This window comes from Blastococcus saxobsidens DD2, assembly GCF_000284015.1.
In the GTDB taxonomy this organism is placed as follows: domain Bacteria; phylum Actinomycetota; class Actinomycetes; order Mycobacteriales; family Geodermatophilaceae; genus Blastococcus; species Blastococcus saxobsidens_A.
On the sequence record NC_016943.1, the window covers coordinates 2,280,724 to 2,303,602 of the forward strand.

22 protein-coding genes and 1 pseudogene are annotated in these 22,879 nt (G+C 75.4%); 17 read left to right on the forward strand and 6 right to left on the reverse strand.

Translation table 11 applies throughout. The annotated features are described in order from the left end of the window. Positions 1 to 66 precede the first annotated feature (66 nt). From BLASA_RS10760 to BLASA_RS10820, 13 genes and pseudogenes are all read left to right on the forward strand, one after another. Positions 67 to 2,028, forward strand: a complete 1,962-nt coding sequence (locus tag BLASA_RS10760; protein WP_014376160.1) for a primosomal protein N' — start codon at positions 67 to 69, stop codon at positions 2,026 to 2,028. A gap of 8 nt (positions 2,029 to 2,036) precedes the next feature. Next, positions 2,037 to 2,714, forward strand: a pseudogene (locus BLASA_RS24220) (aspartate/glutamate racemase family protein); the annotation flags it as partial. A 43-nt stretch (positions 2,715 to 2,757) separates the two neighbouring features. Further along, the gene (def, locus tag BLASA_RS10770) at positions 2,758 to 3,303 is read left to right on the forward strand and encodes a peptide deformylase (protein WP_014376161.1); all 546 of its coding nucleotides are present in this window, start codon (positions 2,758 to 2,760) and stop codon (positions 3,301 to 3,303) included. Continuing rightward, a complete protein-coding gene (gene fmt / locus BLASA_RS10775) occupies positions 3,300 to 4,232 on the forward strand; it encodes a methionyl-tRNA formyltransferase (protein ID WP_014376162.1) in 933 nt (310 codons plus the stop codon). Before def ends, fmt begins: the two co-directional genes overlap by 4 nt. Next, positions 4,229 to 5,614, forward strand: coding sequence for an RsmB/NOP family class I SAM-dependent RNA methyltransferase (locus BLASA_RS10780; protein WP_014376163.1), 1,386 nt, complete (start codon positions 4,229 to 4,231; stop codon positions 5,612 to 5,614). Before fmt ends, BLASA_RS10780 begins: the two co-directional genes overlap by 4 nt. A 195-nt stretch (positions 5,615 to 5,809) precedes the next feature. After that, the gene (gene rpe, locus BLASA_RS10785; protein ID WP_041776385.1) at positions 5,810 to 6,481 is read left to right on the forward strand and encodes a ribulose-phosphate 3-epimerase; all 672 of its coding nucleotides are present in this window, start codon (positions 5,810 to 5,812) and stop codon (positions 6,479 to 6,481) included. Beyond that, positions 6,478 to 7,662: a bifunctional diaminohydroxyphosphoribosylaminopyrimidine deaminase/5-amino-6-(5-phosphoribosylamino)uracil reductase RibD gene (ribD, locus tag BLASA_RS10790; protein ID WP_014376165.1), complete on the forward strand. Its 1,185-nt coding sequence runs from the start codon at positions 6,478 to 6,480 to the stop codon at positions 7,660 to 7,662. The genes rpe and ribD overlap by 4 nt, the downstream gene beginning before the upstream one ends. Position 7,663: 1 nt before the next feature. Further along, positions 7,664 to 8,287 carry a riboflavin synthase gene (locus BLASA_RS10795; protein ID WP_041775719.1) on the forward strand — a complete coding sequence of 208 codons (624 nt, stop codon included), beginning with the start codon at positions 7,664 to 7,666 and terminating at the stop codon, positions 8,285 to 8,287. Then, positions 8,284 to 9,603 (forward strand): bifunctional 3,4-dihydroxy-2-butanone-4-phosphate synthase/GTP cyclohydrolase II, encoded by a 1,320-nt coding sequence (locus tag BLASA_RS10800; RefSeq protein ID WP_014376167.1) that lies wholly within the window; start codon positions 8,284 to 8,286, stop codon positions 9,601 to 9,603. The genes BLASA_RS10795 and BLASA_RS10800 overlap by 4 nt, the downstream gene beginning before the upstream one ends. Next, positions 9,600 to 10,130, forward strand: a complete 531-nt coding sequence (gene ribH, locus BLASA_RS10805; RefSeq protein ID WP_014376168.1) for a 6,7-dimethyl-8-ribityllumazine synthase — start codon at positions 9,600 to 9,602, stop codon at positions 10,128 to 10,130. The genes BLASA_RS10800 and ribH overlap by 4 nt, the downstream gene beginning before the upstream one ends. After that, positions 10,127 to 10,390, forward strand: a complete 264-nt coding sequence (locus BLASA_RS10810; protein WP_014376169.1) for a phosphoribosyl-ATP diphosphatase — start codon at positions 10,127 to 10,129, stop codon at positions 10,388 to 10,390. Before ribH ends, BLASA_RS10810 begins: the two co-directional genes overlap by 4 nt. Before the next feature lie 41 nt (positions 10,391 to 10,431). Continuing rightward, positions 10,432 to 11,298 carry an ATP phosphoribosyltransferase gene (gene hisG, locus BLASA_RS10815; protein WP_014376170.1) on the forward strand — a complete coding sequence of 289 codons (867 nt, stop codon included), beginning with the start codon at positions 10,432 to 10,434 and terminating at the stop codon, positions 11,296 to 11,298. Positions 11,299 to 11,348: 50 nt separating this feature from the next. Then, entirely contained in the window at positions 11,349 to 11,837 is a 489-nt protein-coding gene (locus BLASA_RS10820; protein ID WP_014376171.1) for an SSI family serine proteinase inhibitor, read from the forward strand. Positions 11,838 to 11,846: 9 nt separating this feature from the next. On the opposite strand, the gene BLASA_RS26270 is transcribed toward BLASA_RS10820, so the two are convergent. Further along, positions 11,847 to 12,848: a DUF2877 domain-containing protein gene (locus tag BLASA_RS26270; RefSeq protein WP_014376172.1), complete on the reverse strand. Its 1,002-nt coding sequence runs from the start codon at positions 12,846 to 12,848 to the stop codon at positions 11,847 to 11,849. Positions 12,849 to 13,185: 337 nt separating this feature from the next. Between BLASA_RS26270 and BLASA_RS10830 the strand changes: the two genes are divergently transcribed. From BLASA_RS10830 to BLASA_RS10840, 3 genes are all read left to right on the forward strand, one after another. Then, positions 13,186 to 15,051, forward strand: coding sequence for a PucR family transcriptional regulator (locus BLASA_RS10830; RefSeq protein WP_014376174.1), 1,866 nt, complete (start codon positions 13,186 to 13,188; stop codon positions 15,049 to 15,051). Between the two features lie 8 nt (positions 15,052 to 15,059). After that, positions 15,060 to 15,797 carry a DUF5995 family protein gene (locus BLASA_RS10835; RefSeq protein ID WP_014376175.1) on the forward strand — a complete coding sequence of 246 codons (738 nt, stop codon included), beginning with the start codon at positions 15,060 to 15,062 and terminating at the stop codon, positions 15,795 to 15,797. Between the two features lie 103 nt (positions 15,798 to 15,900). Then, on the forward strand, positions 15,901 to 16,659 hold the full coding sequence (locus tag BLASA_RS10840; protein WP_014376176.1) for an SDR family NAD(P)-dependent oxidoreductase: 759 nt from the start codon (positions 15,901 to 15,903) through the stop codon (positions 16,657 to 16,659). A 103-nt stretch (positions 16,660 to 16,762) separates the two neighbouring features. Here BLASA_RS10840 and BLASA_RS10845 read toward each other — a convergent pair whose 3' ends face one another. Continuing rightward, on the reverse strand, positions 16,763 to 18,307 hold the full coding sequence (locus tag BLASA_RS10845) for a helix-turn-helix domain-containing protein (RefSeq protein WP_014376177.1): 1,545 nt from the start codon (positions 18,305 to 18,307) through the stop codon (positions 16,763 to 16,765). Positions 18,308 to 18,438: 131 nt separating this feature from the next. Here BLASA_RS10845 and BLASA_RS10850 point away from each other — a divergent pair, with 131 nt between their 5' ends. Then, the gene (locus BLASA_RS10850) at positions 18,439 to 19,185 is read left to right on the forward strand and encodes an SDR family oxidoreductase (RefSeq protein ID WP_014376178.1); all 747 of its coding nucleotides are present in this window, start codon (positions 18,439 to 18,441) and stop codon (positions 19,183 to 19,185) included. Between the two features lie 148 nt (positions 19,186 to 19,333). Here BLASA_RS10850 and BLASA_RS10855 read toward each other — a convergent pair whose 3' ends face one another. From BLASA_RS10855 to malQ, 4 genes are all read right to left on the reverse strand, one after another. Further along, positions 19,334 to 20,116 carry a DUF998 domain-containing protein gene (locus tag BLASA_RS10855; protein ID WP_051004949.1) on the reverse strand — a complete coding sequence of 261 codons (783 nt, stop codon included), beginning with the start codon at positions 20,114 to 20,116 and terminating at the stop codon, positions 19,334 to 19,336. Between the two features lie 138 nt (positions 20,117 to 20,254). Further along, complete coding sequence (locus BLASA_RS10860; RefSeq protein ID WP_041776389.1) at positions 20,255 to 20,455, reverse strand: hypothetical protein; 201 nt, start codon at positions 20,453 to 20,455, stop codon at positions 20,255 to 20,257. A 79-nt stretch (positions 20,456 to 20,534) separates the two neighbouring features. Next, positions 20,535 to 20,837: a hypothetical protein gene (locus tag BLASA_RS10865; protein ID WP_014376181.1), complete on the reverse strand. Its 303-nt coding sequence runs from the start codon at positions 20,835 to 20,837 to the stop codon at positions 20,535 to 20,537. 134 nt (positions 20,838 to 20,971) lie between these two features. Then, on the reverse strand, positions 20,972 to 22,801 hold the full coding sequence (malQ, locus tag BLASA_RS10870; protein ID WP_014376182.1) for a 4-alpha-glucanotransferase: 1,830 nt from the start codon (positions 22,799 to 22,801) through the stop codon (positions 20,972 to 20,974). Positions 22,802 to 22,879: the final 78 nt, after the last annotated feature.

Here is a 22,879-nt window from a genome sequence, read left to right on the forward strand (position 1 = left end):
GCGGGCTCGGGGCCGGATCCGGGACGGGGCCGCGGGACTGTCGGTGGGAGCGGGGAGACTGGTCCGGTGCAGGTCGCCCGGGTCGTCGTCGATGTCCCGCTGGCCCACCTCGACCGGCCGTTCGACTACGCGGTGCCGGAGAAGTTCGCCGGCACCGTGCAGGCCGGCTGCCGGGTGCGGGTCCGGTTCCACGGCCGGCTGGTCGACGGCGTGGTCTGGGAGCTGGGCGACACCACCGACTTCACCGGCACCCTGCAGCTGCTCTCGCACGTGCCCTCCGGGGAACCGGTGCTCACGCCGCAGGTCGCCCGTCTGGTGCGGGCCGTCGCCGACCGGTACGCGGGCACCGCGAGCGACGTCCTCCGCCTCGCCCTGCCGCCGCGCCGGGCCGCCGCGGAGAAGCGGCTCTCGCCGACGCCCGGTGAGCTACCCGGTCCGCCGGACCCCGCCGGATTCGCCCGGTACCAGGCCGGGCCGGCGCTGCTGACCGCGCTGGCCGAGGGTCGTCCCGGGCGGGCGGTGTGGACCGCCCTGCCCGGCGAGGACTGGCCCACCCGGCTCGTCGAGCTGTGCCGCGCCGCGCTCTCCGGCCGGCGCGGCGCCCTGGTGGTCGTGCCCGACGGCAAGGACCTCGACCGGCTCACGGCGGCGGCCGAGCGGCTGCTGCCCGCCGACTCGTTCACCGTGCTGCGTGCCGACGACTCGCCCGAGAAGCGCTACCGCCGCTTCCTGGCCGCCTCGCGGGGGGCCGCGCAGGTCGTGCTGGGCACCCGGGCAGCGATGTTCGCGCCGGTCCGGGACCTGGGACTGGTGATCGTCTGGGACGACGGCGACGACCTGCACTCCGACGACCACGCGCCCTACCCGCACGCCCGCGACGTGCTCGTCCAGCGCGCCTGGCTGGACTCCTGCGCCGCGGTGGTCGCCGGCACCACGCGCACCGCCGAGGCCGCGCTGCTGGTCGAGTCGGGGTGGGCGCACGAGCTCGTCGCCGACCGTGCGGTGCTGCGGAGCGCGGCGCCCCGCGTGCAGGCGCTCGGGGACGACTTCGAACTGGCCCGCGACCCGGCCGCCCGCACCGCCCGCCTTCCGTCGCTGGCGTACGAGGCGGCCCGCAAGGCGCTGGCCGCCGGCGCGCCCGTGCTCGTGCAGGTGCCGCGCCGGGGATACGTGCCGTCCCTGTCCTGCGCCCGCTGCCGGGCGCCCGCCCGCTGCGGGCAGTGCGCGGGACCGCTGGGCATCTCGCCGCGGCCGGGCCCGGGTGGAGCCCGGATCCCGGCCTGCCGCTGGTGCGCCCGCCCGGCGGCCACCTTCGACTGCCCGCACTGCCACGGGACGAAGCTGCGCGCCGCGGTGGTGGGGGAGTCGCGCACCGCCGAGGAGCTGGCCCGCGCCTTCGCGGGCACGACCGTCCGGACCTCAGGAAGCACCTCCGGCGTGCTCGCCTCCGTTCCGGCCGGCCCCGCGCTGGTCGTGGCCACCCCCGGCGCCGAACCCGTGGCCGACGGCGGCTACGGCGCCGCGCTCCTGCTGGACTCGTGGGCGCTGCTGGGCCGCGCTGACCTGCGCGCGGGGGAGGAGACCCTGCGCCGGTGGACGAACGCTGCCGCCCTCGTGCGTCCGGCGTCCGCCGGAGGGCTGGTCGTCGTGGCCGCCGACGCCGCGCATCCCGTCGTCCAGGCGCTGGTGCGCTGGGATCCGGCCTGGCTGGCCGAGCGCGAGCTGGCCGACCGGCGGGAGCTCGGCTTCCCGCCCGTCACCCGGATGGCGTCGCTGGTCGGGTCGCCGGCCGCGCTGGCCGAGTTCCTCGCGGCCGCCCGGCTGCCCGCCGACGCCGACCTGCTCGGCCCTGTGCCGGAGCGACCCCGGCCCGGCCAGGACGGTGAGCGGGAGCGCTACCTGGTGCGGGTGCCGCGCACCGAGGGGGCTGCCCTGGCGCACGCGCTGGCAGAGGTGCAGGGCGTACGGAGTGCGAAGAAGACTCCCGAGCACGTGCGGGTGCAGCTCGACCCGCTCGACCTGGTGTGAGGACCCGCGTGAAGACGATCGGCCTGCTGGGCGGGATGAGCTGGGAGAGCAGCGCGCTGTACTACCGGCTGCTCAACGAGTCCGTGCGCGAGCGGCTGGGCGGGCTGCACTCGGCGCGCTGCATCCTGCTGTCGGTGGACTTCGCCGAGATCGAACGGCTCCAGGCGGCGGGGAGGTGGATCGAGGCGGGCGCTCTGCTGGCGGCCGACGCCCGCGCGCTGCAGGCAGCCGGAGCCGATGTGGTCGTCCTCTGCACCAACACGATGCACACCGTGGCCGGCGCGGTGGCGGACGCGGTCGACGTGCCGTTCCTCCACATCGGGGACAGCACCGCCGAGGCGGTCACCGACGCGGGGCTCACCCGCGTCGGCCTGCTGGGCACGCGCTACACGATGGAGCAGCCGTTCATGGTGGACCGGCTGGCCGCTGCCGGCCTGGAGGTGCTCGTCCCGGGCGCGGCGGACCGGGAGCTGGTGCACCGGGTCATCTACGAGGAGCTCGTCCGCGGAGTCGTCCGGGACGAGTCCCGGGGGGCCTACCGGGAGGTGGTCGACCGGCTGGTCGCCCGCGGGGCCCAGGGCGTGGTGCTCGGCTGCACCGAGATCGAGCTGCTCATCGGGCCGGACGACGTCGACGTCCCAACCTTTCCGACGACGGCGTTGCACGTGGCCGCGGCCGTCCGGGCCGCGCTGGCGGGAGGCGGGCCGGCGGCCCGCCTACGATCGACGGGTGAGCGTGACCCCGATCCGGCTGTACGGCGACCCGGTGCTGCACCGGCCGGCGGCGCCGGTCGTCGACTTCGACAGGGAGCTCGGACAGCTCGTCACCGACCTGACCGACACCATGCTGGCCGCCGGTGGCGCTGGTCTGGCCGCGCCGCAGATCGGCGTCGCGCTGCGCGTCTTCACCTGGTACGTGGACGGCGAGGTCGGCCACCTGGTGAACCCCGACGTCGCTGCGGTGGGGGAGGAGGAGCAGGACGGGCCCGAGGGGTGCCTGTCCATCCCCGGCCTGCGGTACGACTGCCGCCGGCACCTGCACGTGGTCGCCTCCGGCTGGAACCTGCACGGCGACCCCGTCCGCGTCGAAGGGTCGGAACTGCTGGCCCGCGCCATCCAGCACGAGACGGACCACCTCGACGGCGTCCTGTTCGTCGACCGGCTCGACGAGGTGGCCCGGGCGGCGGCGCTGGGCGAGATCGCCGAAGCCGCGGGGGCCGGCATGGGCGCCTACCTGCCCGTCCCGGCCCCGGTCGTGAAGGTCAGTCCGCATTGAGGCTGCTGTTCGCCGGCACCCCGGCCCCCGCCCTGCCCTCGCTGGAGGCGCTGCTGGCGTCCGACCACGAGGTCGTCGCCGTGCTCACCCGTCCCGATGCCCGCTCCGGCCGTGGCCGGAAGGTGAGCCGTTCCCCGGTGGCCGAGCGCGCCGACGTGGCGGGCATCCCGGTGCTGCAGCCGCGGTCACCGCGGGAGCCGGAGTTCCTCCAGCAGCTGGCCGACCTCGCCGTCGACTGCGCGCCGGTCGTCGCCTACGGCGCGCTGGTGCCGCAGGCCGCCCTGGACCTGCCGCGGCACGGCTGGGTCAACCTGCACTTCTCCCTGCTGCCCGCCTGGCGCGGCGCGGCACCCGTGCAGCACGCGATCATGGCCGGCGACGAGGTCACCGGGGCGTCCACCTTCCTCCTGGAGGCGGGGCTGGACACCGGTCCGGTGTTCGGCACCCTCACCGAGGCCATCGGGCCCCGCGACACCGCGGGAGACCTGCTCGACCGGCTGGCCCGCAGCGGCGCCGGCCTGCTCGTGGCCACGCTGGACGGCATCGCCGCCGGCGTGGTCGAGCCACGGCCGCAGCCGGCCGACGGCATCAGCCTGGCACCGAAGGTCGAGGCCGCCGACGCCCGCGTCGACTGGGCGCTGCCCGCGCACGTCGTCGACCGGCGGGTCCGCGGCGTGACGCCGGCGCCCGGGGCGTGGACGACGTGGCGGGGGGAGCGCTTGCGGCTGGGGCCGGTCTCGCCGCTGCCCGGCGGCCCGTCGCCGGCCGCCGGCGAGGTGCTGGTCGACTCCGGCAAGGTCTACGTCGGGACGGGGAGCGGTGGCGTGCTGCTGGACCTCGTGCAGCCGGCGGGCAAGCGGATGATCCCCGCCGCCGACTGGGCCCGCGGCGCGCGACCGGCGCCGGGCGAGCGGCTGGGGGGCGAGTGACCCCCGCACCCCGGAAGGGCGGCCAGGGCCGGCGCCGGCATCCCGCGACGCGGCGTCCGGTCCTCGACGGTGCCCGGCTGACCGCCTACGACGTCCTCGACGCCGTCACCTCCCGGGAGGCGTTCGCCAACCTGCTCCTGCCGCAGCTGCTGCGCGAGCGGCAGCTCGACCCGCGGGACGCCGGCTTCGCCACCCAGCTGGCCTACGGCGCGCTTCGTGCGCAGGGCACGCTCGACGCGATCCTGACCGGGCTGGTGTCCCGCCCGCTGGCCGAGCTCGACCCGCGGGTGCTGGACCTGCTCCGGCTGGGCGCCTATCAGCTGATCGACCTGCGGGTGCCCTCGCACGCGGCCGTCGACACCACGGTGGACCTCACCCGCGGGATCGTCGGTACCGGCGCCTCGGGCCTGGTCAACGCGGTGCTGCGCAAGGTGGCCGCCGGCGGGGACCGAGCCGCGTGGCTCGAGGCCCTGGGGGCCGAGGGCGACGAGCGACTGGCGCTGGCCACCGATCACCCGCGGTGGATCGTCGACGCCTGGCGGGACGCGCTCGGCGGGGACGACGACCTGGAGTCGGCGCTGCTGGCCGACTTCGCCGCGCCGGAGGTGCACCTCGTGGCACGGCGCATGGACCGCGGTGAGCTGGTGGCCGAGTCGGGGGGCGAGCCCGGCCCCTGGTCGCCGTACGCCGTCCGGCTGGGCGGGGGAGACCCCGGCCGGCTGGCGTCGGTGCGGTCCGGCCGCGCGGCCGTGCAGGACGAGGGCAGCCAGCTCGCCGCACTGCTGCTCCTCCGTGCGCCGATCGAGGGCCGGGAGACGGCGTGGCTGGACATGTGCGCCGGTCCGGGGGGCAAGGCCGGACTGCTGGCCGCGACGCGCCCCGAGGGTGTGCGTCTCACCGCCGCCGACCGGGCGCCGCACCGCGCGGAGCTGGTTCGCCAGACGCTGGGCGACGAGCAGGACACCGAGGTGCTGGCCGCCGACGGCACGCAGCCGCCGTGGGCGCCCGGCTCGTTCGACCGGGTGCTCCTGGACGCACCTTGCACCGGTCTGGGCGCGCTCCGTCGGCGCCCGGAGGTGCGCTGGCGACGGACGGCCGACGACGTCGCTCCGCTGGCCGAGCTGCAGACCCGGCTGCTGGACAGCGCGCTGCGATCGGCCCGTGTGGGGGGCGTCGTCGCCTACGTGACCTGCTCGCCGCACACCGCCGAGACCACCGACGTGGTGGAGCGGGCGGCGCGGCGTGACGACGTCGAGGTGCTGCCGGTGGCCCCGCTCTTCCCCGAGGTACCGGACATCGCGCGGGGTGACCACGGGCAGCTGTGGCCGCACCGGCACGGCACCGATGCCATGTTCATGGCGCTGCTCCGCCGCACCCGCTGATCCGCTGGTCCGCCGATCCGCACGTGTCGGTCCGGGTTCCTGACGACGCGCGACCCGCGCGGTACGGTCGCCGACCTCGTGCTGCAGCGTGAGGTCGGCGACCCCGCGGCGAGGACGGCGGGCCGGTTGCCTGCCCCGGGGCCCCGGCCGGGAGGCGGCACGCCGGTGATCGCGATCCGCCTAGACTCCGCGGACGTGTCCCGGCAACCGTTGATCGCGCCCAGCCTGCTGTCGGCGGACTTCGCCCGCCTCGCCGACGAGGTGGTCCGCGTGGCCGACGCCGACTGGCTGCACGTCGATGTCATGGACGCGCACTTCGTCCCCAACCTGACGCTGGGCCTGCCGGTCGTCCGGGCGATCCAGCGGGTGAGCCCGGTGCCGCTGGACTGCCACCTGATGATCGAGGACCCCGAGCGGTGGGCTCCCGGGTACGCCGAGGCAGGGGCGCGGAACGTGACCGTGCACGCCGAGGCCTGCACCGATCCGCGTGCCGTCGCCCGCGACATCCGGGCCGCCGGCGCCCTGGCCGGCCTGGCGATCAAGCCAGGCACCCCGCTGGCCGACCACCTCGACGTGCTGCGCGACTTCGACACGCTCCTGGTGATGAGCGTCGAGCCCGGTTTCGGCGGCCAGTCCTTCATCGCCGACGTGCTCCCCAAGGTGCGGGAGGCCCGACGGCTGGTCGACAGCGGTGAACTGACCCTGCTGGTCGAGATCGACGGCGGCATCAACGCCGACACCATCGAGCAGGCCGCCGAGGCCGGCGTCGACATGTTCGTCGCCGGGTCCGCCGTCTACGGGGCCGACGACCCGGCGACCGCGATCGCCGCCCTGCGGGCGCAGGCCGCCGCGGCGATGCCGGGATGACCGGCACCGCCGCGGAGGCCCGTGCCAGCGTCCCGGCGCACGAGTCCAGCGCCGGCGTCCCGGCGCACGAGTCCAGCGCCGGCGTCCCGGCGCACGAGTCCAGCGCCAGCGTCCCGGCGCACGAGTCCAGCGCCATGGCCCGTGCCCGCGAGCTCGCGACGACGGTGCTCGGCACGACCAGCCCCAACCCCGCGGTCGGCGCGGTGGTCCTCGCCGCCGACGGCACCGTTGCGGGCGAGGGTGCGACCGCCCCGCCCGGCGGTCCGCACGCCGAGGTGCGCGCGCTGGCCCGGGCCGGGGAGCGGGCCCGCGGCGGCACCGCCGTCGTCACCCTCGAGCCGTGCGCGCACACCGGCCGCACCGGCCCGTGCGCCGACGCTCTGCTGGCCGCCGGCATCGCGCGCGTCGTCGTCGCCGTGCCCGAGCCGACCGAGCTCGCCGGCGGGGGAGCCGACCGGCTCCGGGCCGCCGGCGTCGACGTCGTCGTGGGCGTCGAGCAGGAGGCCGCCGAGCGCGGTGCGCTGGCCGGCTGGCTGACCGGTGTCCGCGAGCAGCGCCCGTACGTGGTCTGGAAGGTCGCGGCCACCCTCGACGGGCGGGTCGCCGCGGCCGACGGCAGCAGCCGCTGGGTCACCGGCCCGGAGGCGCGCGCCGAGGTGCACCGGCTGCGGGCGGGCTGCGATGCCGTCGTGGTCGGCGCGGGCACCGCGCTCACCGACGACCCGCAGCTCACCGTCCGCGACGCCGACGGCCGGGACGCCGACCGTCAGCCGCTGCGGGTGGTCGTCGACCGCCGGGACCGGCTGCCGGCCACCGCCCGGATGCTGGACGACGCCGCGCCCACCCTGGTGAGCCACGCCGCGACGCCGGCGGAGCTGCTGACCGAGCTGTTCGCCCGCGACGTCCGCCGGGTGCTGCTCGAGGGCGGCCCCACCCTGGCCGCGGCCTTCCTGCGGGACGGGCTGGTGGACGAGGCCGTCGTCCACCTCGCCCCGAAGCTGCTGGGTGCCGGGCCCTCCCTGGTCGGCGACCTGGGAATCAGCGGGATCGGCTCGGCGCTGTCCTTGTCGGTCGCCGATCTCACCCCCCTGGGCGGGGACGTGCAGATCCGGCTGCGCCCCACCCGGCACACTGGTGGGGGCACCCGCACCGGCGGGGACGGCACGGACGGAGGCAGCTGAGGTGTTCACCGGCATCGTCGAAGAGGTGGGCACCCTGGCCGGCCGGGAGGAGCAGGGCGACTCCGCCGTCCTCCGCATCCGCGCCCGCACCGTCCTGCAGGACGTCTCGCTGGGCGACTCCATCGCCGTCAACGGCGTCTGCCTCACCGTCACCGGGGTGCAGCCCGACGCCGACGGCGCCGGGATCTGGACCACCGACGTGATGGCCGAGACGCTGCGCCGCAGCAGCCTCGGCTCGGTCACCGACGGCGCCCCGGTCAACCTCGAGCGCGCGGTCAGCCCGCACACCCGGCTCGGCGGGCACATGGTGCAGGGGCACGTCGACGGCGTAGGCCGGATCGTCTCCCGCACGCCCGGCGAGCACTGGGAGGTCGTGCGCGTCGCGCTGCCGGCCGAGCTCGCCCACTACGTCGTCGAGAAGGGCTCCGTCGCCGTCGACGGCGTCTCCCTGACGGTCAGCGCGGTCAGCGCCGTGGCCGACCCCGAGCCCTGGTTCGAGGTCAGCCTCATCCCCACCACCCTCCGCGAGACCACGCTCGGCGCGCGCGCCACGGGGGAGCCCGTCAACCTGGAGGTCGACGTGATCGCCAAATACGTGGAACGTCTGCTGGAGGCACGTCGATGAGTGAGCCCCGTACCCGGCTGGACTCCATCGAGAGCGCCATCGCCGCCATCAAGGACGGTCGGCCGGTCGTCGTCATCGACGACGAGGACCGCGAGAACGAGGGCGACCTGATCTTCGCCTCCGAGCTGGCGACCCCCGAGCTGGTCGCGTTCATGGTCCGGTACACCTCCGGCTACGTCTGCGTGGCCGTCACCGAGGCCGACGCCGACCGGCTCGACCTGCCGCCCATGCACCGGGTGAACCAGGATCGGCTCGGCACCGCCTACACGGTCACCGTCGACGCCCGCGAGGGAGTCACCACCGGCATCTCCGCCGCCGACCGCGCGCACACCATCCGCACCCTGGCCGCCGCCGAGACCACCTCGGTCGACCTCGCCCGGCCCGGCCACGTCGTGCCCCTGCGGGCCCGCGACGGCGGCGTGCTGCGCCGCCCCGGCCACACCGAGGCCGCCGTCGACCTGGCGCTCCTGGCCGGGATGCGTCCCTCCGGCGTGCTCTGCGAGATCGTCAGCGAGAAGGACCCAATCGGGATGGCCCGGAGCGAGGAGCTGCGGGTCTTCGCCGACGAGCACGACCTCTGCCTGGTCTCCATCGCCGACCTGATCGCCTACCGGAAGCGCTTCGACAAGCTGGTGGAGCGGGTGGCCGAGGCCATCGTGCCGCTGGCCCCCGGCACCTTCACCGCCGTCGGCTACTCGAGCTCCTACGACGAGCGGGAGCACGTCGCCTTCGTCTACGGCGAGATCGGCGCCGGCGAGGACGTGCTCGTGCGGGTGCACTCCGAGTGCCTCACCGGCGACGTGTTCGGCTCGCTGCGCTGCGACTGCGGCCCGCAGCTGCAGGCGGCGCTCGCCGCCGTCGCCCAGGAGGGCCGCGGGATCGTGCTCTACATCCGCGGGCACGAGGGCCGGGGGATCGGGCTGCTGCACAAGCTGCAGGCCTACCAGCTGCAGGACATGGGCGCCGACACCGTCGACGCCAACCTCGACCTCGGGCTGCCCGCCGACGCCCGGGACTACGGCACCGGCGCGCAGATCCTGGTCGACCTCGGCGTGCACACCATGCGGCTGCTCACCAACAACCCGGCCAAGCGCGCCGGGCTGGAGGGCTACGGGCTGCGGGTGCTCGGCCGGGTGCCGCTGCCCAGCCACGTGACCGCGGAGAACCTGGGCTACCTGCGCACCAAGCGCGACCGCATGGGCCACCTGCTGGACATCATCGAGCCGGAGACCGAGTCGGGCCCGGCCGACGCCCCGGGGGCCACGACGGTGCCCGGCACGGACGTCCCGCTCGGCCAGGACGAGCAGCCGGCATGAGCGGCGCGGGTGCGCCGCAGGTCGGCGCGGTCGACGCGGCCGGGCTGACGCTCGGCATCGTCGCGACCACCTGGCACGCGGAGCTCACCGACACGCTGCTGGCCCGGGCCGTCGAGGCGGCGAAGGCCAGCGGGATCCCGGCCCCGACCGTCGTGCGGGCGCCCGGCGCCGTCGAGCTGCCGGTGGTCGCCCAGGCACTGGCCGAGCGGCACGACGCGGTGGTGGCCCTCGGGGTCGTCGTCCGCGGCGGCACCCCGCACTTCGAGTACGTCTGCGACGCCGTCACCGCGGGGCTCACCCGGGTGGCGCTGGACGCCGGCAAGCCGGTCGGCAACGGCGTCCTGACCTGCGACACCCAGGAGCAGGCCCGCGACCGGGCCGGCCTCCCGGGGTCGGCCGAGGACAAGGGCTGGGAGGCGGCGATCGCCGCCCTGGCCACGGCCCTCACCCTGCGCGAGCTGCGGGGACCCCAGCAGCGGCAGACCGGCTTCTCCGTGACCCCCGCCGGCCGGGAGGCCCGTTCGTGAAGACCTTCGACACGCTGTTCGCCGAGCTGGCCGAGAAGGTGGCGGCAGGTGACCCGGCCTCGGGCACCGTCACCGCCGTCCGCGACGGGGTGCACGCGGCCGGCAAGAAGGTCGTCGAGGAGGCCGCCGAGTCCTGGATGGCCGCCGAGCACGAGGGCGCCGACCGCACCGCCGAGGAGATCAGCCAGCTGCTCTACCGGGTGCAGGTGCTCATGCTGGCCCGGGGCCTGACGCTCGACGACGTCTACGCTCACCTCTGATCTTCCCGACCCCGCACCCCGACCCGAGGAGTTCCCGCACCGTGCTGCGCATCGCCGTGCCCAACAAGGGCGTCCTGAGCGAGCCGGCGGCGGAGATGCTCGCCGAGAGCGGCTACCGCCAGCGCCGTAGCACCAAGGACCTCGCCGTCCTCGACCCGGAGAACGACACCGAGTTCTTCTACCTGCGGCCGCGGGACATCGCGGTGTACGTGGCCGCCGGCACGCTGGACGTCGGCATCACCGGCCGCGACATGCTCCTGGAGACCGCCCCGGCCGACGGCGAGGGGCCGGCCGCCGTCGAGGTCATGCCGCTGGGCTTCGGCCACTCGTCGTTCCGCTTCGCCAGCCCGGTGGAGTCGGACATCGAGCGGGTCGACCAGCTGGCCGGCAAGCGGATCGCCACCGCGTACCCGGTGCTGCTCCAGCGCTTCCTCGACGACGCCGGGATCAGCGCGGGCGTGGTGAAGCTCGACGGCGCGGTGGAGACCGCCTGCCGGCTCGGGGTCGCCGACGCGGTCTGCGACGTGGTGGAGACCGGGACGACGCTGCGGGCCGCCGGGCTGCACATCATCGGCGACCCGGTGCTCACCAGCGAGGCCGTCCTGGTGCGGAGGCAGGGCGCCGAGGAGATCCCCGCCGTCGCCCAGCTCCGGCGTCGGCTGCGGGGCGTCCTGGTGGCCCGGCAGTACGTGATGCTGGACTACGACTGCCCCAACGACCTGCTGGAGAAGGCCACCGCCGTCACCCCCGGGATCGAGGGGCCGACGGTGAGCCCGCTGCAGACGCCGGGGTGGTCGGCGGTGCGGGCGATGATCGCGCGCACGGAGACCAACCGGGTGATGGACGAGCTGTGGGAGCTCGGCGCCCGCGCGATCCTGGTCACGAGCATCCACGCCTCGCGGATCTGAACGCCGTGCCCGCCGGGCAACTTTTCGCCGCCTCCGTTCGTCGGACCGTCATGCGACGTCTGCTGCCCCTGCTGCTGTTCGCGTCGGCGGTCGTGCTCGGTGGCTGTGCCTCGGCCGACCCCGAGCCTGACGGGACCGGCGGTGCGGTGGCGGGATCCGGCGGCGCCGTCCCCGACACCGGGAGCGGCTCGGGGATCTCCCAGGCGGAGAACGACCTGCGGATCGAGGTCGACCTCGGCGACGGAGTGGCCCCGCAGACCTGGACGCTCACCTGCGTCGGGTCCGTCGAGGGCACCCACCCCCGGGCCGCAGACGCCTGCGCGCACCTGGACGGCATGACCGAGCCCTTCGCGCCGCTGCCCGAGGATCTGGTGTGCACCGAGCAGTACGGCGGCCCGCAGACCGCGCACATCACCGGTCGGTGGCGCGGCGAGCCGGTCGACCTGGAGCTGTCCCGGGTGGACGGCTGCCGGATCTCCCAGTGGGACTCGTTCGGTCCCGTCCTGCCGGTGCCCGTGGGCGTGGAACCGCTGGGCTGAGCCGCGGAGTCAGCGCTCGCGCGCCGTGCGGTCCACGAGGTCGATCGCCGTGGACAGGCCCAGGGCCATCGCCCGGCCGCTGGTCGAGCCGGTGGCCAGCAGCCGCTCGATCGCCGGCGCCAGCGGTCGCTCGCCGACCAGTCCCTGCAGCACCCCGGCGTACTCGCCGCTCACCCGGCCGGCGGACGCGTGCCGGAGCAGCGCCCGGGACAGCTCGGTGGTGCGGCCGGCCGCCAGCGAGCAGACGCCGGCGGCGAACCGCTCCGCGGCCGGATGCCCGAGCAGCACCAGCCCCGCGATGGTGCCGGCCATGACGTCGTCCCCGGCCGGGGTGAGCCCGGGGCCCAGCCCGATGAGCCGGGTGGCGGTCCGCAGCGCCGCCTCCAGGTCGGCCCGGCGCACCGCTCCGCGCAGCGCGGCCAGCGGGCCGCCGGGACCGGTGGGCAGTCCGGGCAGGGTGAAGGCGCTGTGCGGCATGCCGTCCCCGTAGAGCGTGTTCCGCAGCTGCCGGACGCCCTCGGGCAGCAGCGCCGGGCGTCCCCCGGGCAGCCGGGGACGGGGGTTCCACCAGGCAGCCGCGCTGACGGCCAGTTCACCGATGACGATCCGGCCGCCGCCCACCTCCGCGGGCGCACCGGGGGGCAGCCCCACCAGCGGGCGACCGTTGCTGGGCCGGAAGAGGACACAGCCCAGCGGCAGACGGGCGGCGTCGCTGGTCAGCACACCGACGACGTCGCCGCCCCGCTCGCCGGTGACCTGGACGTAGACCGCGGCCGGCCCGGTGAGCAGGACGCGCGCCGGGCGGACGGGCCCGCGCAGGAGGTCGGCGACGCCGGTGCTCGCCGCGGCCGGTACGGCGGACGCGCACTTCGCGGCGGGGGCGGTCCGGGCGGTGGCCCGGGCCGATTCGCGGGGGAGCGGGATCGTGGGGACGCCGGCTCGGGCGGCGTGGCCGTGCAGTGCAGCCTCGCCGCGGCTGATCCGGACTTCGGTGTCGTCGATCGCGCGCATGGGTCGCCCTCCACCCGTCGGAACGAACGGACGCCGGCGGATCGACGCTCCGTCGCTCGATCCACCCCCTCACGGGGACGGTGCGCGGCGTCCCGGGGGAGCGCCTACCATCCAGCGAGCGGGTGGATCGGGTCGAACCTAAGCGGCGCGTCGCACGCCCTCTTATGGCGGATGTCGCCAAGAATAGGGTGCGGCGTCCAGGGACACCTGACAGGATCCTGCGGTATGGCACCCTGGATGACGACGGAGAAGGGGATGCCTCGTGACCCAGAGTGACTCGGCGCTCGTTGCCTCTACTCACGGTAATGGAACCGCGCCGTTCCGTCGCAATTGGGCCATGGACGAGTCGCCCCGCGCCGAGCCCCGCGACGACCGGACCAGCTGGCAGCAGCGCCTCGGCCTGACCGTGGAGGAAGCCCTCGGACTGCCCGCGCTGTCCGGCTGCACCGTGGCGGCCGGAGCGGCCGGGCTGGCCCGGACCATCCGGCACATGGTGGTCGACGACCCGGCCGAGCCGTTGGCGGCCGCCGGGCCCGGCGTCCTGGTCGTGCTCGGTGCGCGCCTCCCGCCGGCCGATCCGGCCAGCTACCGGGCACTGGTCGACCGGCTGGACTCCCTGGGCACGGCGGCGCTCGCCTTCCGGCGCACCGACGGGCCGCCGGCCGTGCCCGGCGAAGTGCTGGCCGAGGCCGACCGGCGGGGCCTCCCGGTGCTCGCGCTGCCGCCGACCACCCGGCTCGACGAGATCGTCTCCGAGGTCCTCGGCACCGTCGTCGCCAAGCAGGGCCAGGCGCTCGAGCTGTCCTCCCGCATGGACGACGAGTTCATCGGGGTCGCCCTCACCGGTGGCGGCCTGGCCGAGGTGACCCAGCGGCTGGCGGTGATGCTGGAGGGGGCCGCCGTCCTGGGTCTGGGGCCTGATCGCGAGGTCGTCACCAGTGCCGGGCCCGCGGACGACGTCGCCGAGATCAGCGACTGGTTGTGGCTGCTGGACGCCGCCGCCGACGACGCCCTCGCCACCATGGCGCCCTCGCTCCGGCTCTCCGGGGTCCGTGCCGACCAGACCGTCGTGACACCCGCCGACCTCGACGCCGACCTCTCGCCCGCGGACGGCATCCTGCTGGTCCCCGGGCACCACGAGCTGCCCGGTGGCGTGGGGGAGTACGCCGTGGCGCCGATCATGGCCGGTGACCAGCGGCACGGCTGGCTGGTCGCCGTCCACCGGACCGGCGCGATGCTCCTGGGTGCCGGCGGTGTGCTGGAGCGCGCCGCGGTGATCGCCGCGCTGTCGGTGATCCGGCTGCAGGCGGTGCACTCGGTCGAGCTGCGCTTCCAGGGCGACCTGGTGCGCCGGCTGGTCGGCGGAGCCGTCGGGCACACCGAGCGGACGCTGGCCTACACCCGCTCGTTCGGCTGGCGGCTGGACGGCCCGGTGGCGGTGCTGGTGACCGCCACCGAGACGGTCGCCGACGCCGTGGCCACCCCCACGCGGGCCCTGGACGTGCTGGACCGGCTGGCCGACGGGTGGCGGGCCGCGCTGGAGTCCGAGGTGGCCGGCGCCGCCGTGGCGGGGCTCGCCACCGAGATCGTGACGCTGCTGCCGCTGGACGGGCGCACGCCCGAGGAGCTCTCCGCGCTGGTGGCCGCCGTCACCTCACGGGTCAACGGCCGGCTGCGCCGGGTGGGCCGGCTGCTCGGCACCGGCATCGGCCGTCCCGCCGGCTCGCTGTCCGAGCTGGCCGAGGCCCACCGCCAGGCACAGCGCGCGCTGGGCGTCGGGCAGGAGATCCACGGCGGGACGGCGGTGACGCACTTCGACCAGCTCGGGGTCTTCCGGCTGCTGTCGTTGATCCCGGACAGCTCCGAGCTGCGCTCCTACGTCGACGAGGTGCTCGGCCCGCTGGCCGACGCGGTCGACGCCGACTCCGCCGACCTGCGCGAGACCTTGCGCGTGCTGCTGGAGACCAACCTCAACGTCGCCGAGTCCGCCCGCCGGCTGCACTTCCACTACAACACCATGCGGTACCGGATCGGCAAGCTGGAGCGGATGCTCGGGCCGTTCACCACCGATCCGACGCTCCGGCTGAACCTGCTGCTCGCCCTGCACGCCGCCCGCATGCGCGGGCTCGACCAGCCGGCGCGGCCGCCCCTGGACGCGGGCATGGCCCTGGGTCCGGACGACGGGCTCGACGCGCTGCTCTGAGCACCGGCGTGACTGCTGCCGTCGACGCGCTCGTCGCCCGGATGACCGACCTGCTCGACCCGCTCCAGCGTGCCGCCGACCCGGCCCGGCACTTCCTCGGTACCTATCTGCGGACGACGCGCGCGGTCGGAGCGGCTCTGGACGCCGGGGTGTTCGAGGATCCCGGGTGGGTGTCGGACTGGGACGTCGACTTCGCCGAGCTGTACCTCGATGCGCTGGAGGCGCACCGGCACGACCCGGCCGAGGTGCCCGGGCCGTGGCGGCTGGCCTTCGGGGCCGACCCCGCGCTCCCGCCCGAGGCGCACGTGCTCCTGGGCATGAACGCGCACATCAACCTGGATCTGCCGCAGTCGCTGCTGCGGGTCATCCCACCGCGGGACTTCGCCGACGCAGGGGTGCTCGCGCGCCGGCACCGGGACCACGAGCGCATCGACGGCGTCCTGGCCGCCCGGGTGGCCGCGGAGGACCTGGCGCTGGAGCGGGCGGGTGGTCGCCGGACCCGGTTCGACCGCGTGCTGGGCCCGGTCAACCGCCGGGCGAGCCGGCTGTTCCTGCGGGAGTCCCGGCGCAAGGTCTGGGCCAACGCCTCCGCGCTGCATGCGGCCCGGGTGGAGGGGGCCGAGGCCTACGCGCGCCGGCTCGCCGAGCTCGAACGGGCGGCCACCGACCGGGTGCGGGACCTGCTGCGGCCCGGCCCGGTGCTCGTCCGGCTGGCCGTCCACGGCTTCGGGGTCACCCTCGGGTGAGGCGCCGTCGCGAGCGGGAGGCGCCGTTTCCGGAGGCGGGGGCGTGCCTCGGGGGAGAGGGTGGGGCGGTGCGCCGCACCGGGCGGCGCGAAGGAGGATCCGCATGACCGAGCCCGCTCGTCCACTCGCCGGGAAGGTCGCCCTGGTGACCGGGGCGTCCTCGGGCATCGGTGAGGCCACCGCCGTCGCGCTGGCCGCGGCGGGCGCCGCCGTCGCCATCGGCGCCCGGCGCACCGACCGGCTGGACGCGCTCGCCGGCACGCTGCGGGACAGCGGCGCCACGGTGCTGCAGCTGGCCCTCGACGTCACCGACGAGCAGGCCTGCGCCGACGCCGTCGCCCGCACCCGGCAGGAGCTGGGGAGCCTGGACATCCTGGTGAACAACGCCGGGGTCATGCTGCTGGGCACCATCACCGGCGCCGACCCCGAGGACTGGCGGCGGATGATCCAGACGAACGTCATGGGCGTCCTGTACATGACCTCCGCGGCGATCGACGGGATGCTCGAGCAGGGCTCCGGCGACGTCGTGAACATGTCCAGCGTCGCCGGCCGGACCGCCCGCAAGGGGGCCGGCGTCTACAACGCCAGCAAGTGGGCGGTGAACGCCTTCAGCGAGTCGCTGCGCCAGGAGGTCACCGGCCGGGGAGTGCGGATCTCCCTCGTCGAACCCGGCGCGGTCACCACCGAGCTCACCTCGCACATCACCCAGCCCGAGGCGAAGGCCGCCTCGGAGAAGATGCACGCGAGCATGCGCCCGCTGCACGCCGACGACATCGCCCGGGCGGTCTGCTACGTCGTCAGCCAGCCGCCGCACGTCGCGGTCAACGAGGTGCTCGTCCGCCCCACCGACCAGGAGCGCTGAGTCTCGGCCCGGGCGCCGTCCTGGCTCACCTGGTGGGGTCCTGGCTCAGCTCCGACGGTGAGCCAGGACCCCTGATGACCAGGTCACCTGATCGTCGCGGGGCTCAGTCGCGGAAGACCTCGATGTCGGCGCCCATCTCGACCAGCCGCTCGTAGAGCTGCTCGTAGCCGCGGGCGATGATGTCGACGTTGCGCAGCACCGACGTGCCCTTCGCCGCGAGCATGGCCAGCAGGATGCAGACCGCGGGGCGCAGGGCCGGCGGGCAGACCACCTCGGCGCTCGACCACCGGGTGGGGCCGGTGACCAGCACGCGGTGCGGGTCGAGCAGCCGCACGTCGGCACCGAGCCGGGTGAGGTCGGAGAGGTGGATCGCCCGGTTGTCGTACACCCAGTCGTGGATGAGCGTCGCCCCCTGCGCCTGCGCGGCGATCACCGCGAAGAACGGCAGGTTGTCGATGTTCAGGCCCGGGAACGGCATCGGGTGGACCTTGTCGATCGGCGCGTGCAGCTCCGACGGCCGGATGGTGACGTCGGCCAGCCGGGTGTGCCCGTTGGCGGCCAGGTACTCCGGCGACAGCTCGAAGCGCAGCCCCATCTCGGCGAGCACCGCCAGCTCCACCTGGAGGAACTCCACCGGCGCCCGGTCCACGGTCAGCTCGGAGCCGGTGACGATGCCGGCGGTCAGCAGGCTCATCGCCTCCACCGGGTCCTCGCTGATGGTGTAGTCGACGTCGGCCTCGAGGACCGGGCGGCCGTGCACGACCAGCGTCGTCGTCCCCAGGCCCTCGATGCCGACCCCGAGCAGCTGCAGGTAGAGACACAGGTCCTGCACCATGTAGTTGGAGCTGGCGTTGCGGATGGTCGTCGTGCCATTGGTGCGGGCGGCCGCCAGCAGCGCGTTCTCGGTGACGGTGTCCCCGCGCTCGGTGAGCACGATCGTGCGGTCGGCGGCGGCCGGACCGTCGACGGTCGCCCGGTACTCCCCGGCGTGCGCCTCCACGTCGAGACCGAACGGGCGCAGCGCGATCATGTGCGGCTGCACGGTCCGGGTGCCCAGGTCGCAGCCGCCTGCGTAGGGCAGCCGGAAGGTTCGGGCCCGGTGCAGCAGCGGACCCAGGAACATGATGATGCTGCGGGTGCGCCGGGCGGCATCGGCGTCGACGCCGTCCAGGTCCAGCTCGTCGGGGACGACGAGAGTGAGGTCGTGGCCGTGCTCGTCCCAGGTCGCCGCCACGCCGATCGACCGCAGCACGTCGAGGATCCGTTCGACCTCCACGATGCGCGACACGTTGCGCAGGGTGGTCCGGCCGCGGTTGAGCAGCGCCGCGCACAGCAGCGCGACCGCGGCGTTCTTCGACGACTTCACCGCCACTCGGCCGCGCAGTGGGTGCCCGCCGGTGACGCGCAGGTGCGCCGGCCCCGCCGGGCCGAGGCTGATCAGCTCGCTGTCCAGTGCGGCCGACAGCCGGCCGAGGAATTCGAGGGTGAGGTTCTGGCTGCCCTGCTCGATCCGGGCGACGGCGCTCTGGCTGGTGGCCAGCCGCTCGGCCAGCTGCTGCTGGGTCAGCCCGCGGTGCCGCCGCGCGTCCCGGACGAGGGCTCCGATCCGTCGCATCGCGTCATCGGTCGGCAGGTCGGTCAGCGTCACCGGTCCACGCTATCTCACATGTGAGATGGTGGCCGACGCCACACTGCGCGCGCACCGGGGACCGTCCCGCCCGGAGGTGGTGGCCGGCGAGGACTGGTGCGCCGGGGAGCCGGCCCGGGCACACTGCACGCATGGAGGTACTGGTCACCGGCGCTACCGGCCGGCTGGGACGGGTGCTGGTACCGCAGCTGCGGGACGCCGGGCACGGGGTGCGGCAGCTGTCCCGCCGGGGCGCCGGGCCCGGCGGGGTCCGCGGCGACCTCGCCACCGGCCGGGACCTGGGACCCGCGCTGGCCGGTGCGGAGGTGGTCGTCCACGCGGCGAGCGATCCGCGCGGGAACCCCTGGGAGGTCGACGTCGCCGGTGCCCGGCGGTTGGTGGAGGCCGTCGACCGGACCCGGCTGCGGCACCTGGTGCACGTCTCGATCGTCGGGGTCGACCGCGTCCCGCTGAGCTACTACCGGGCCAAGTACGCCGCCGAGCAGGTACTGCTGGCCTCCGGTCTTCCGCTCACCGTCGTCCGCATCACCCAGTTCCACGACTTCGTCGACGAGCTGCTGGACACCGCCCGGCGCGGGCGACTCCTCCCGGTGCCCATGGGATGGCGCGCGCGGCCGGTGGACGTCGCGGACGCCGCCGCGCATCTCACCGGGCTGGTGGACGCCCCGCCCACCGGCGGGGTCGTGGAGTTCAGCGGCCCCGAGGAGCTCTCGGTGGCCGATCTGGCCAGGTCGTGGGCGGCTGTGCGGGCGCCCGGCGCCCACGTGCTCGCCACCCCCGTGCCGGGCCGGCTGGGGTCGGCGCTGCGGGACGGGGGTGCCCTCCCGGTCCGTGGCGAGCACGGCCGGCGCACCTGGGCGGAGTACCTGCGCGGTTGAGGAGGGCTGTCCCTCCTGGGGCATCCGCAGATGCTCCTGCGGATGGGGTGTCCGCGGCCGTCGGACCTCGTCGCGACAGGGACGGCGCGCAGCGGCCGGCGTCCGGTGCCCGACGTGCTGCGCGTCGGGACCGGCGGCTGAGGGGCCGTCAGTCGCGTCGGCTCGTGGTGGCCCAGGGATCCTCGGGGTCGATGCCGTCGCTCTCTCCGGCGCCGTCGTGCCGCCGGGTGGCCGTCTCCAGGGCAGTGTCGCGCGCACGGGCCTGCTCGGCGCGGCGCGCCTGCTCCCGTGCGCGCTCGGCCCGCAGCGACGTCGAGTCGGGGGCCTCCTCGCCACGGCGGTCGACCCACCACAGCGCGATCCCGGTGAGTGCGAGGGCGAGGGGGAGGGGATAGGCCGCGGCCCGCTCGGTGCCGCCCTCGCCCAGGTAACCGGTCACACCGGCCAGGAAGAAGATCGTCCCCGCGATCGCGACCATGCCCAGCAACACCACGGCCGTGCCGAGCGCCTCCGAGTGCGGTCGGACGGCGTAGGCGAGGGCCACCAGACCGAGCCCGCCTCCCAGGAGGTAGAGGACGGCGCCGATGGCGTGCATCGTGCCGTTGCCGTCGGTGGGGAAGACCCCGACCAGCAGCACTCCCAGGGCGGCCGCGCCGAGCAGTGCCGACACCGCCCGGCCCGCGCCACCGCGCAGCGCCGGGCGCAGCAGCAGGGCGCCGCCGAGGATCAGCACGGCCTGCACCACGAACGAGGCGTTCATCAGCTGCCGGGCGGGGGAGTCGCTCGCACCCAGAGTGCTGATCACGTCGCCGACCCGCGAGTACCGGGCGGTGTAGCGGGCCTCGGCCAGCGCTTCCACCACGAAGAACTGCAGGGTCAGCAGCCAGGCCAGGGCACCCCAGCGGAGACGAGTGGCAGTCACGGCACCCATGGTCCCAGGTCGTCCCCGGGGACCCGGGCGAGGACGGCGGCGAACTGGCCGGCGGTCAGCCGGGGCACGACGGGCACCTCGGGCGGCCCGCTCCCGGAGCGGTTCCGTCGGGAGCGCGCCGCCCGCGGGCCACGGCGGTCAGTCGGTGGCCGAGTGCTGGTCGGCGCCGGCCGGGTTCGCGTCGTCGGACCCCACGGCCTGGCGCTCGTGCTCCGTGCGGTGCTCGAGGGCCTCGTCGCTGAGGTGCGGGTCCTTGGCGTGCTCCTGCCGGTCGCGCGGGGCCGACTCCTGCGGCTCGATGACGTCGTCGAGGGTCGGGCGGTCGTGGGACTCGGTCATGGTGGCGTCCTCCGGGTCGATCGGGATGCGGTCGACAGAGGCCATAGCCGTACGCGGCGCCCCCTAACCGGGCGGTTGATCACCTCGGCTCGAGCCGGGCCGCCGGCAGCCAGGACTCGACCAGTGCCGGCCCGTGCGGACCGGCCACGGCGTAGGTCACCCGGCCCTGCCAGCCGCCCTCGCGCTGCTGCCACTCCACCAGCAGGCCGGGCCACGTGCCCGGGGCCTCGGGTGGGTCGTGCACCCAGCAGTGCCGCCCCTCGGTCGCCTCGCCGGCCGGCCGGGGAACGGGATCGGAAACCGTTTGCCGGACGCCCGAGTCGAGCGCGCGCTCGCCCAGCGACCGGCGGCCGGAACGTCCTGGGTGCATACCGCCGGCCATGACGGGCAGTCTGCCACGCGATCGAACATATGTTCGGGTCGACACGTCGTGGGCTGATCCGCTGCAGGCCCGCTCGGCCGCGGCACCCCGCTCGGGGTGCCGTGCCGGTCGCGTCCCGAGGCGGGAATCCGTGGTCAGTCGCTGTCCAGGCCTTCCGTCAGGGTGCGGGCCACCGTCTCCAGCAGCGGGTGCGCCGGCAGGTCCTCGACCAGCACGGGCAGCGGCAGCGACCAGTTGGGTCGGTCGCCGGCGCCGGGCATGTTGGGCCGCCGTTGCTCGCCGACCGCGTCGTCGAGCGTGGCCGACAGCAACAGGGACGGCGCGGTCGCCAGCAGCGCATGCGCCTCCTCCACCGCCTGCTCCACCGTCGCGTCGTCGGAGAGCCCCGGGAGGTGCTCCAGCAGTGAGGTGCGGCCCCGCTCGAGCTCGTCGTCGGTGCCCGTGCCGTGCTCGCGCTGCTCGTCGACGTCGGCCTCGGTCCACAGCCCGGCCACGGTCGGCAGGTCGTGGGTGGTGATCGCGGCCATCGCCTCGGCCGGCCACTCCGAGGGCTCGTCGTCCTCGAACCACAGCAGCCGGTAGGAGAGCACCCCGTGCTCGGCCATCGCCTCGCGGACCCCCTCCTCGACGGTGCCGAGGTCCTCCCCGACCACCAGGGCCTGCGCCCGGTGGCTCTCCAGGGCGACGATGTTCAGCAGGTCCTCGGCGGGATAGCGGACGTAGGCACCGTCGGCGGCGCCGCTGTCGGCGGGCACCCACCACAGCCGGAACAGGCCCATGACGTGGTCGATCCGCAGCCCGCCGGCGCCGGCCATGGTGGCGCGGATGGACTGGATGAACGGCTCGTAGTCCGCGTCGCGCAGCCGCCACGGGATCAGCGGCGGGGACCCCCAGTCCTGACCGGCCGAGTTGAACGCGTCCGGCGGTGCGCCGACGCTCACGCCGTCGGCCAGCACCTCCTGCCACGCCCAGGCGTCGGCGCCGCCGCCGGCGAAGCCGATCGGCAGGTCCTGGATGACGGTCATGCCGTCGGTGGCGGCGGTGAACTGCAGCTCCAGCGCCCACTGCAGCCAGGCGTGGAACGCGACGACAGCGCCGTGCTGCTCGGCATAGGTGGTGACGCCGGGGCCGTCGGGCCGGCGCAGCTCGGCCGGCCAGGTGTGCCAGTCGGCGCCGTGCGCCTCGGTGATCGCGGCCCAGGTCGCCCAGTCCTGCAGCGTCTGCCCCTGCGCCTCGCGCCAGCGCACGAACGCCTCCCCACCGCCGTGGGCGAAGAAGATCCGCATGAGCACTTCGCGCTTGCGGGCCCAGATCGCGTCCCGGTCGATCAGCGGCCCGTCGGAGAGCGCGCGGCCGGCGTCCTCCTCCAGGTCCACGGCGTCGGCACCGGGTACCTCGCTCACCCGCAGGTAGATCGGGTTCTGGAACCGGCGGGTGGCCGGCAGGTAGGGGCTCGCCTCCTGCTCCTGGATCGGTGCGACGGCGTGCAACGGGTTGATCAGCACGAACCCGGCGCCCTGGTCGGCGGCCATCCGCCGGATGGTCCGGAGATCGCCGAGATCGCCGATGCCCCAGCTGTCCCGGCCACGGGCGGCGTAGAGCTGCACGGTCCAGCCCCACGCGCGGTCCTCGGGCAGCCAGCAGCGGCCCGGCGAGACGATCAGCCGCCGCCGCCGGCCCTCGGGCGACTGCAGCCAGTGGTAGCCGAGCGGGAAGCCCGCGGGCAGCTCGCCGTCGATGTGCCGCACCTCGCCGTCCTCGCAGACGACGTCGGCCTCGTCGACCTCCAGCGCGTCGCCGGGCCGGGCGACGATGGGCGCCCGGTCGTCCAGATCCGCGGGTGGCTCCCCGATGACCGCCCGCAGCGTGTCGATGGTCGTCTGGGCTACCTGGTGCTCCGCGTCGAGCGCATCGATCCAGCTCGCATCGATGCCCCAGTCGTCGGTGGTCGGCTTCGCATTCACCGGTCGATCCTCGCCGGGGTGCGGTGCGCCCGCAGTTCGGGCCGGCGTGGTCCAGGTCTCCTCCGGTGGGCTCCCGCC

Excerpts from the sequence above, each read along its gene's own strand:
- BLASA_RS10855 (WP_051004949.1), bottom strand. The coding sequence starts at position 20,116 with ATGGGTGCCGTGACTGCCACTCGTCTCCGCTGGGGTGCCCTGGCCTGG.
- ribD (WP_014376165.1), top strand. The coding sequence starts at position 6,478 with ATGACCGGCACCGCCGCGGAGGCCCGTGCCAGCGTCCCGGCGCACGAG.
- BLASA_RS10840 (WP_014376176.1), top strand. The coding sequence starts at position 15,901 with ATGACCGAGCCCGCTCGTCCACTCGCCGGGAAGGTCGCCCTGGTGACC.
- BLASA_RS10830 (WP_014376174.1), top strand. The coding sequence starts at position 13,186 with ATGGACGAGTCGCCCCGCGCCGAGCCCCGCGACGACCGGACCAGCTGG.
- BLASA_RS10850 (WP_014376178.1), top strand. The coding sequence starts at position 18,439 with ATGGAGGTACTGGTCACCGGCGCTACCGGCCGGCTGGGACGGGTGCTG.
- BLASA_RS10800 (WP_014376167.1), top strand. The coding sequence starts at position 8,284 with ATGAGTGAGCCCCGTACCCGGCTGGACTCCATCGAGAGCGCCATCGCC.
- BLASA_RS10860 (WP_041776389.1), bottom strand. The coding sequence starts at position 20,455 with ATGACCGAGTCCCACGACCGCCCGACCCTCGACGACGTCATCGAGCCG.
- BLASA_RS10865 (WP_014376181.1), bottom strand. The coding sequence starts at position 20,837 with ATGGCCGGCGGTATGCACCCAGGACGTTCCGGCCGCCGGTCGCTGGGC.
- BLASA_RS26270 (WP_014376172.1), bottom strand. The coding sequence starts at position 12,848 with ATGCGCGCGATCGACGACACCGAAGTCCGGATCAGCCGCGGCGAGGCT.
- BLASA_RS10820 (WP_014376171.1), top strand. The coding sequence starts at position 11,349 with ATGCGACGTCTGCTGCCCCTGCTGCTGTTCGCGTCGGCGGTCGTGCTC.
- ribH (WP_014376168.1), top strand. The coding sequence starts at position 9,600 with ATGAGCGGCGCGGGTGCGCCGCAGGTCGGCGCGGTCGACGCGGCCGGG.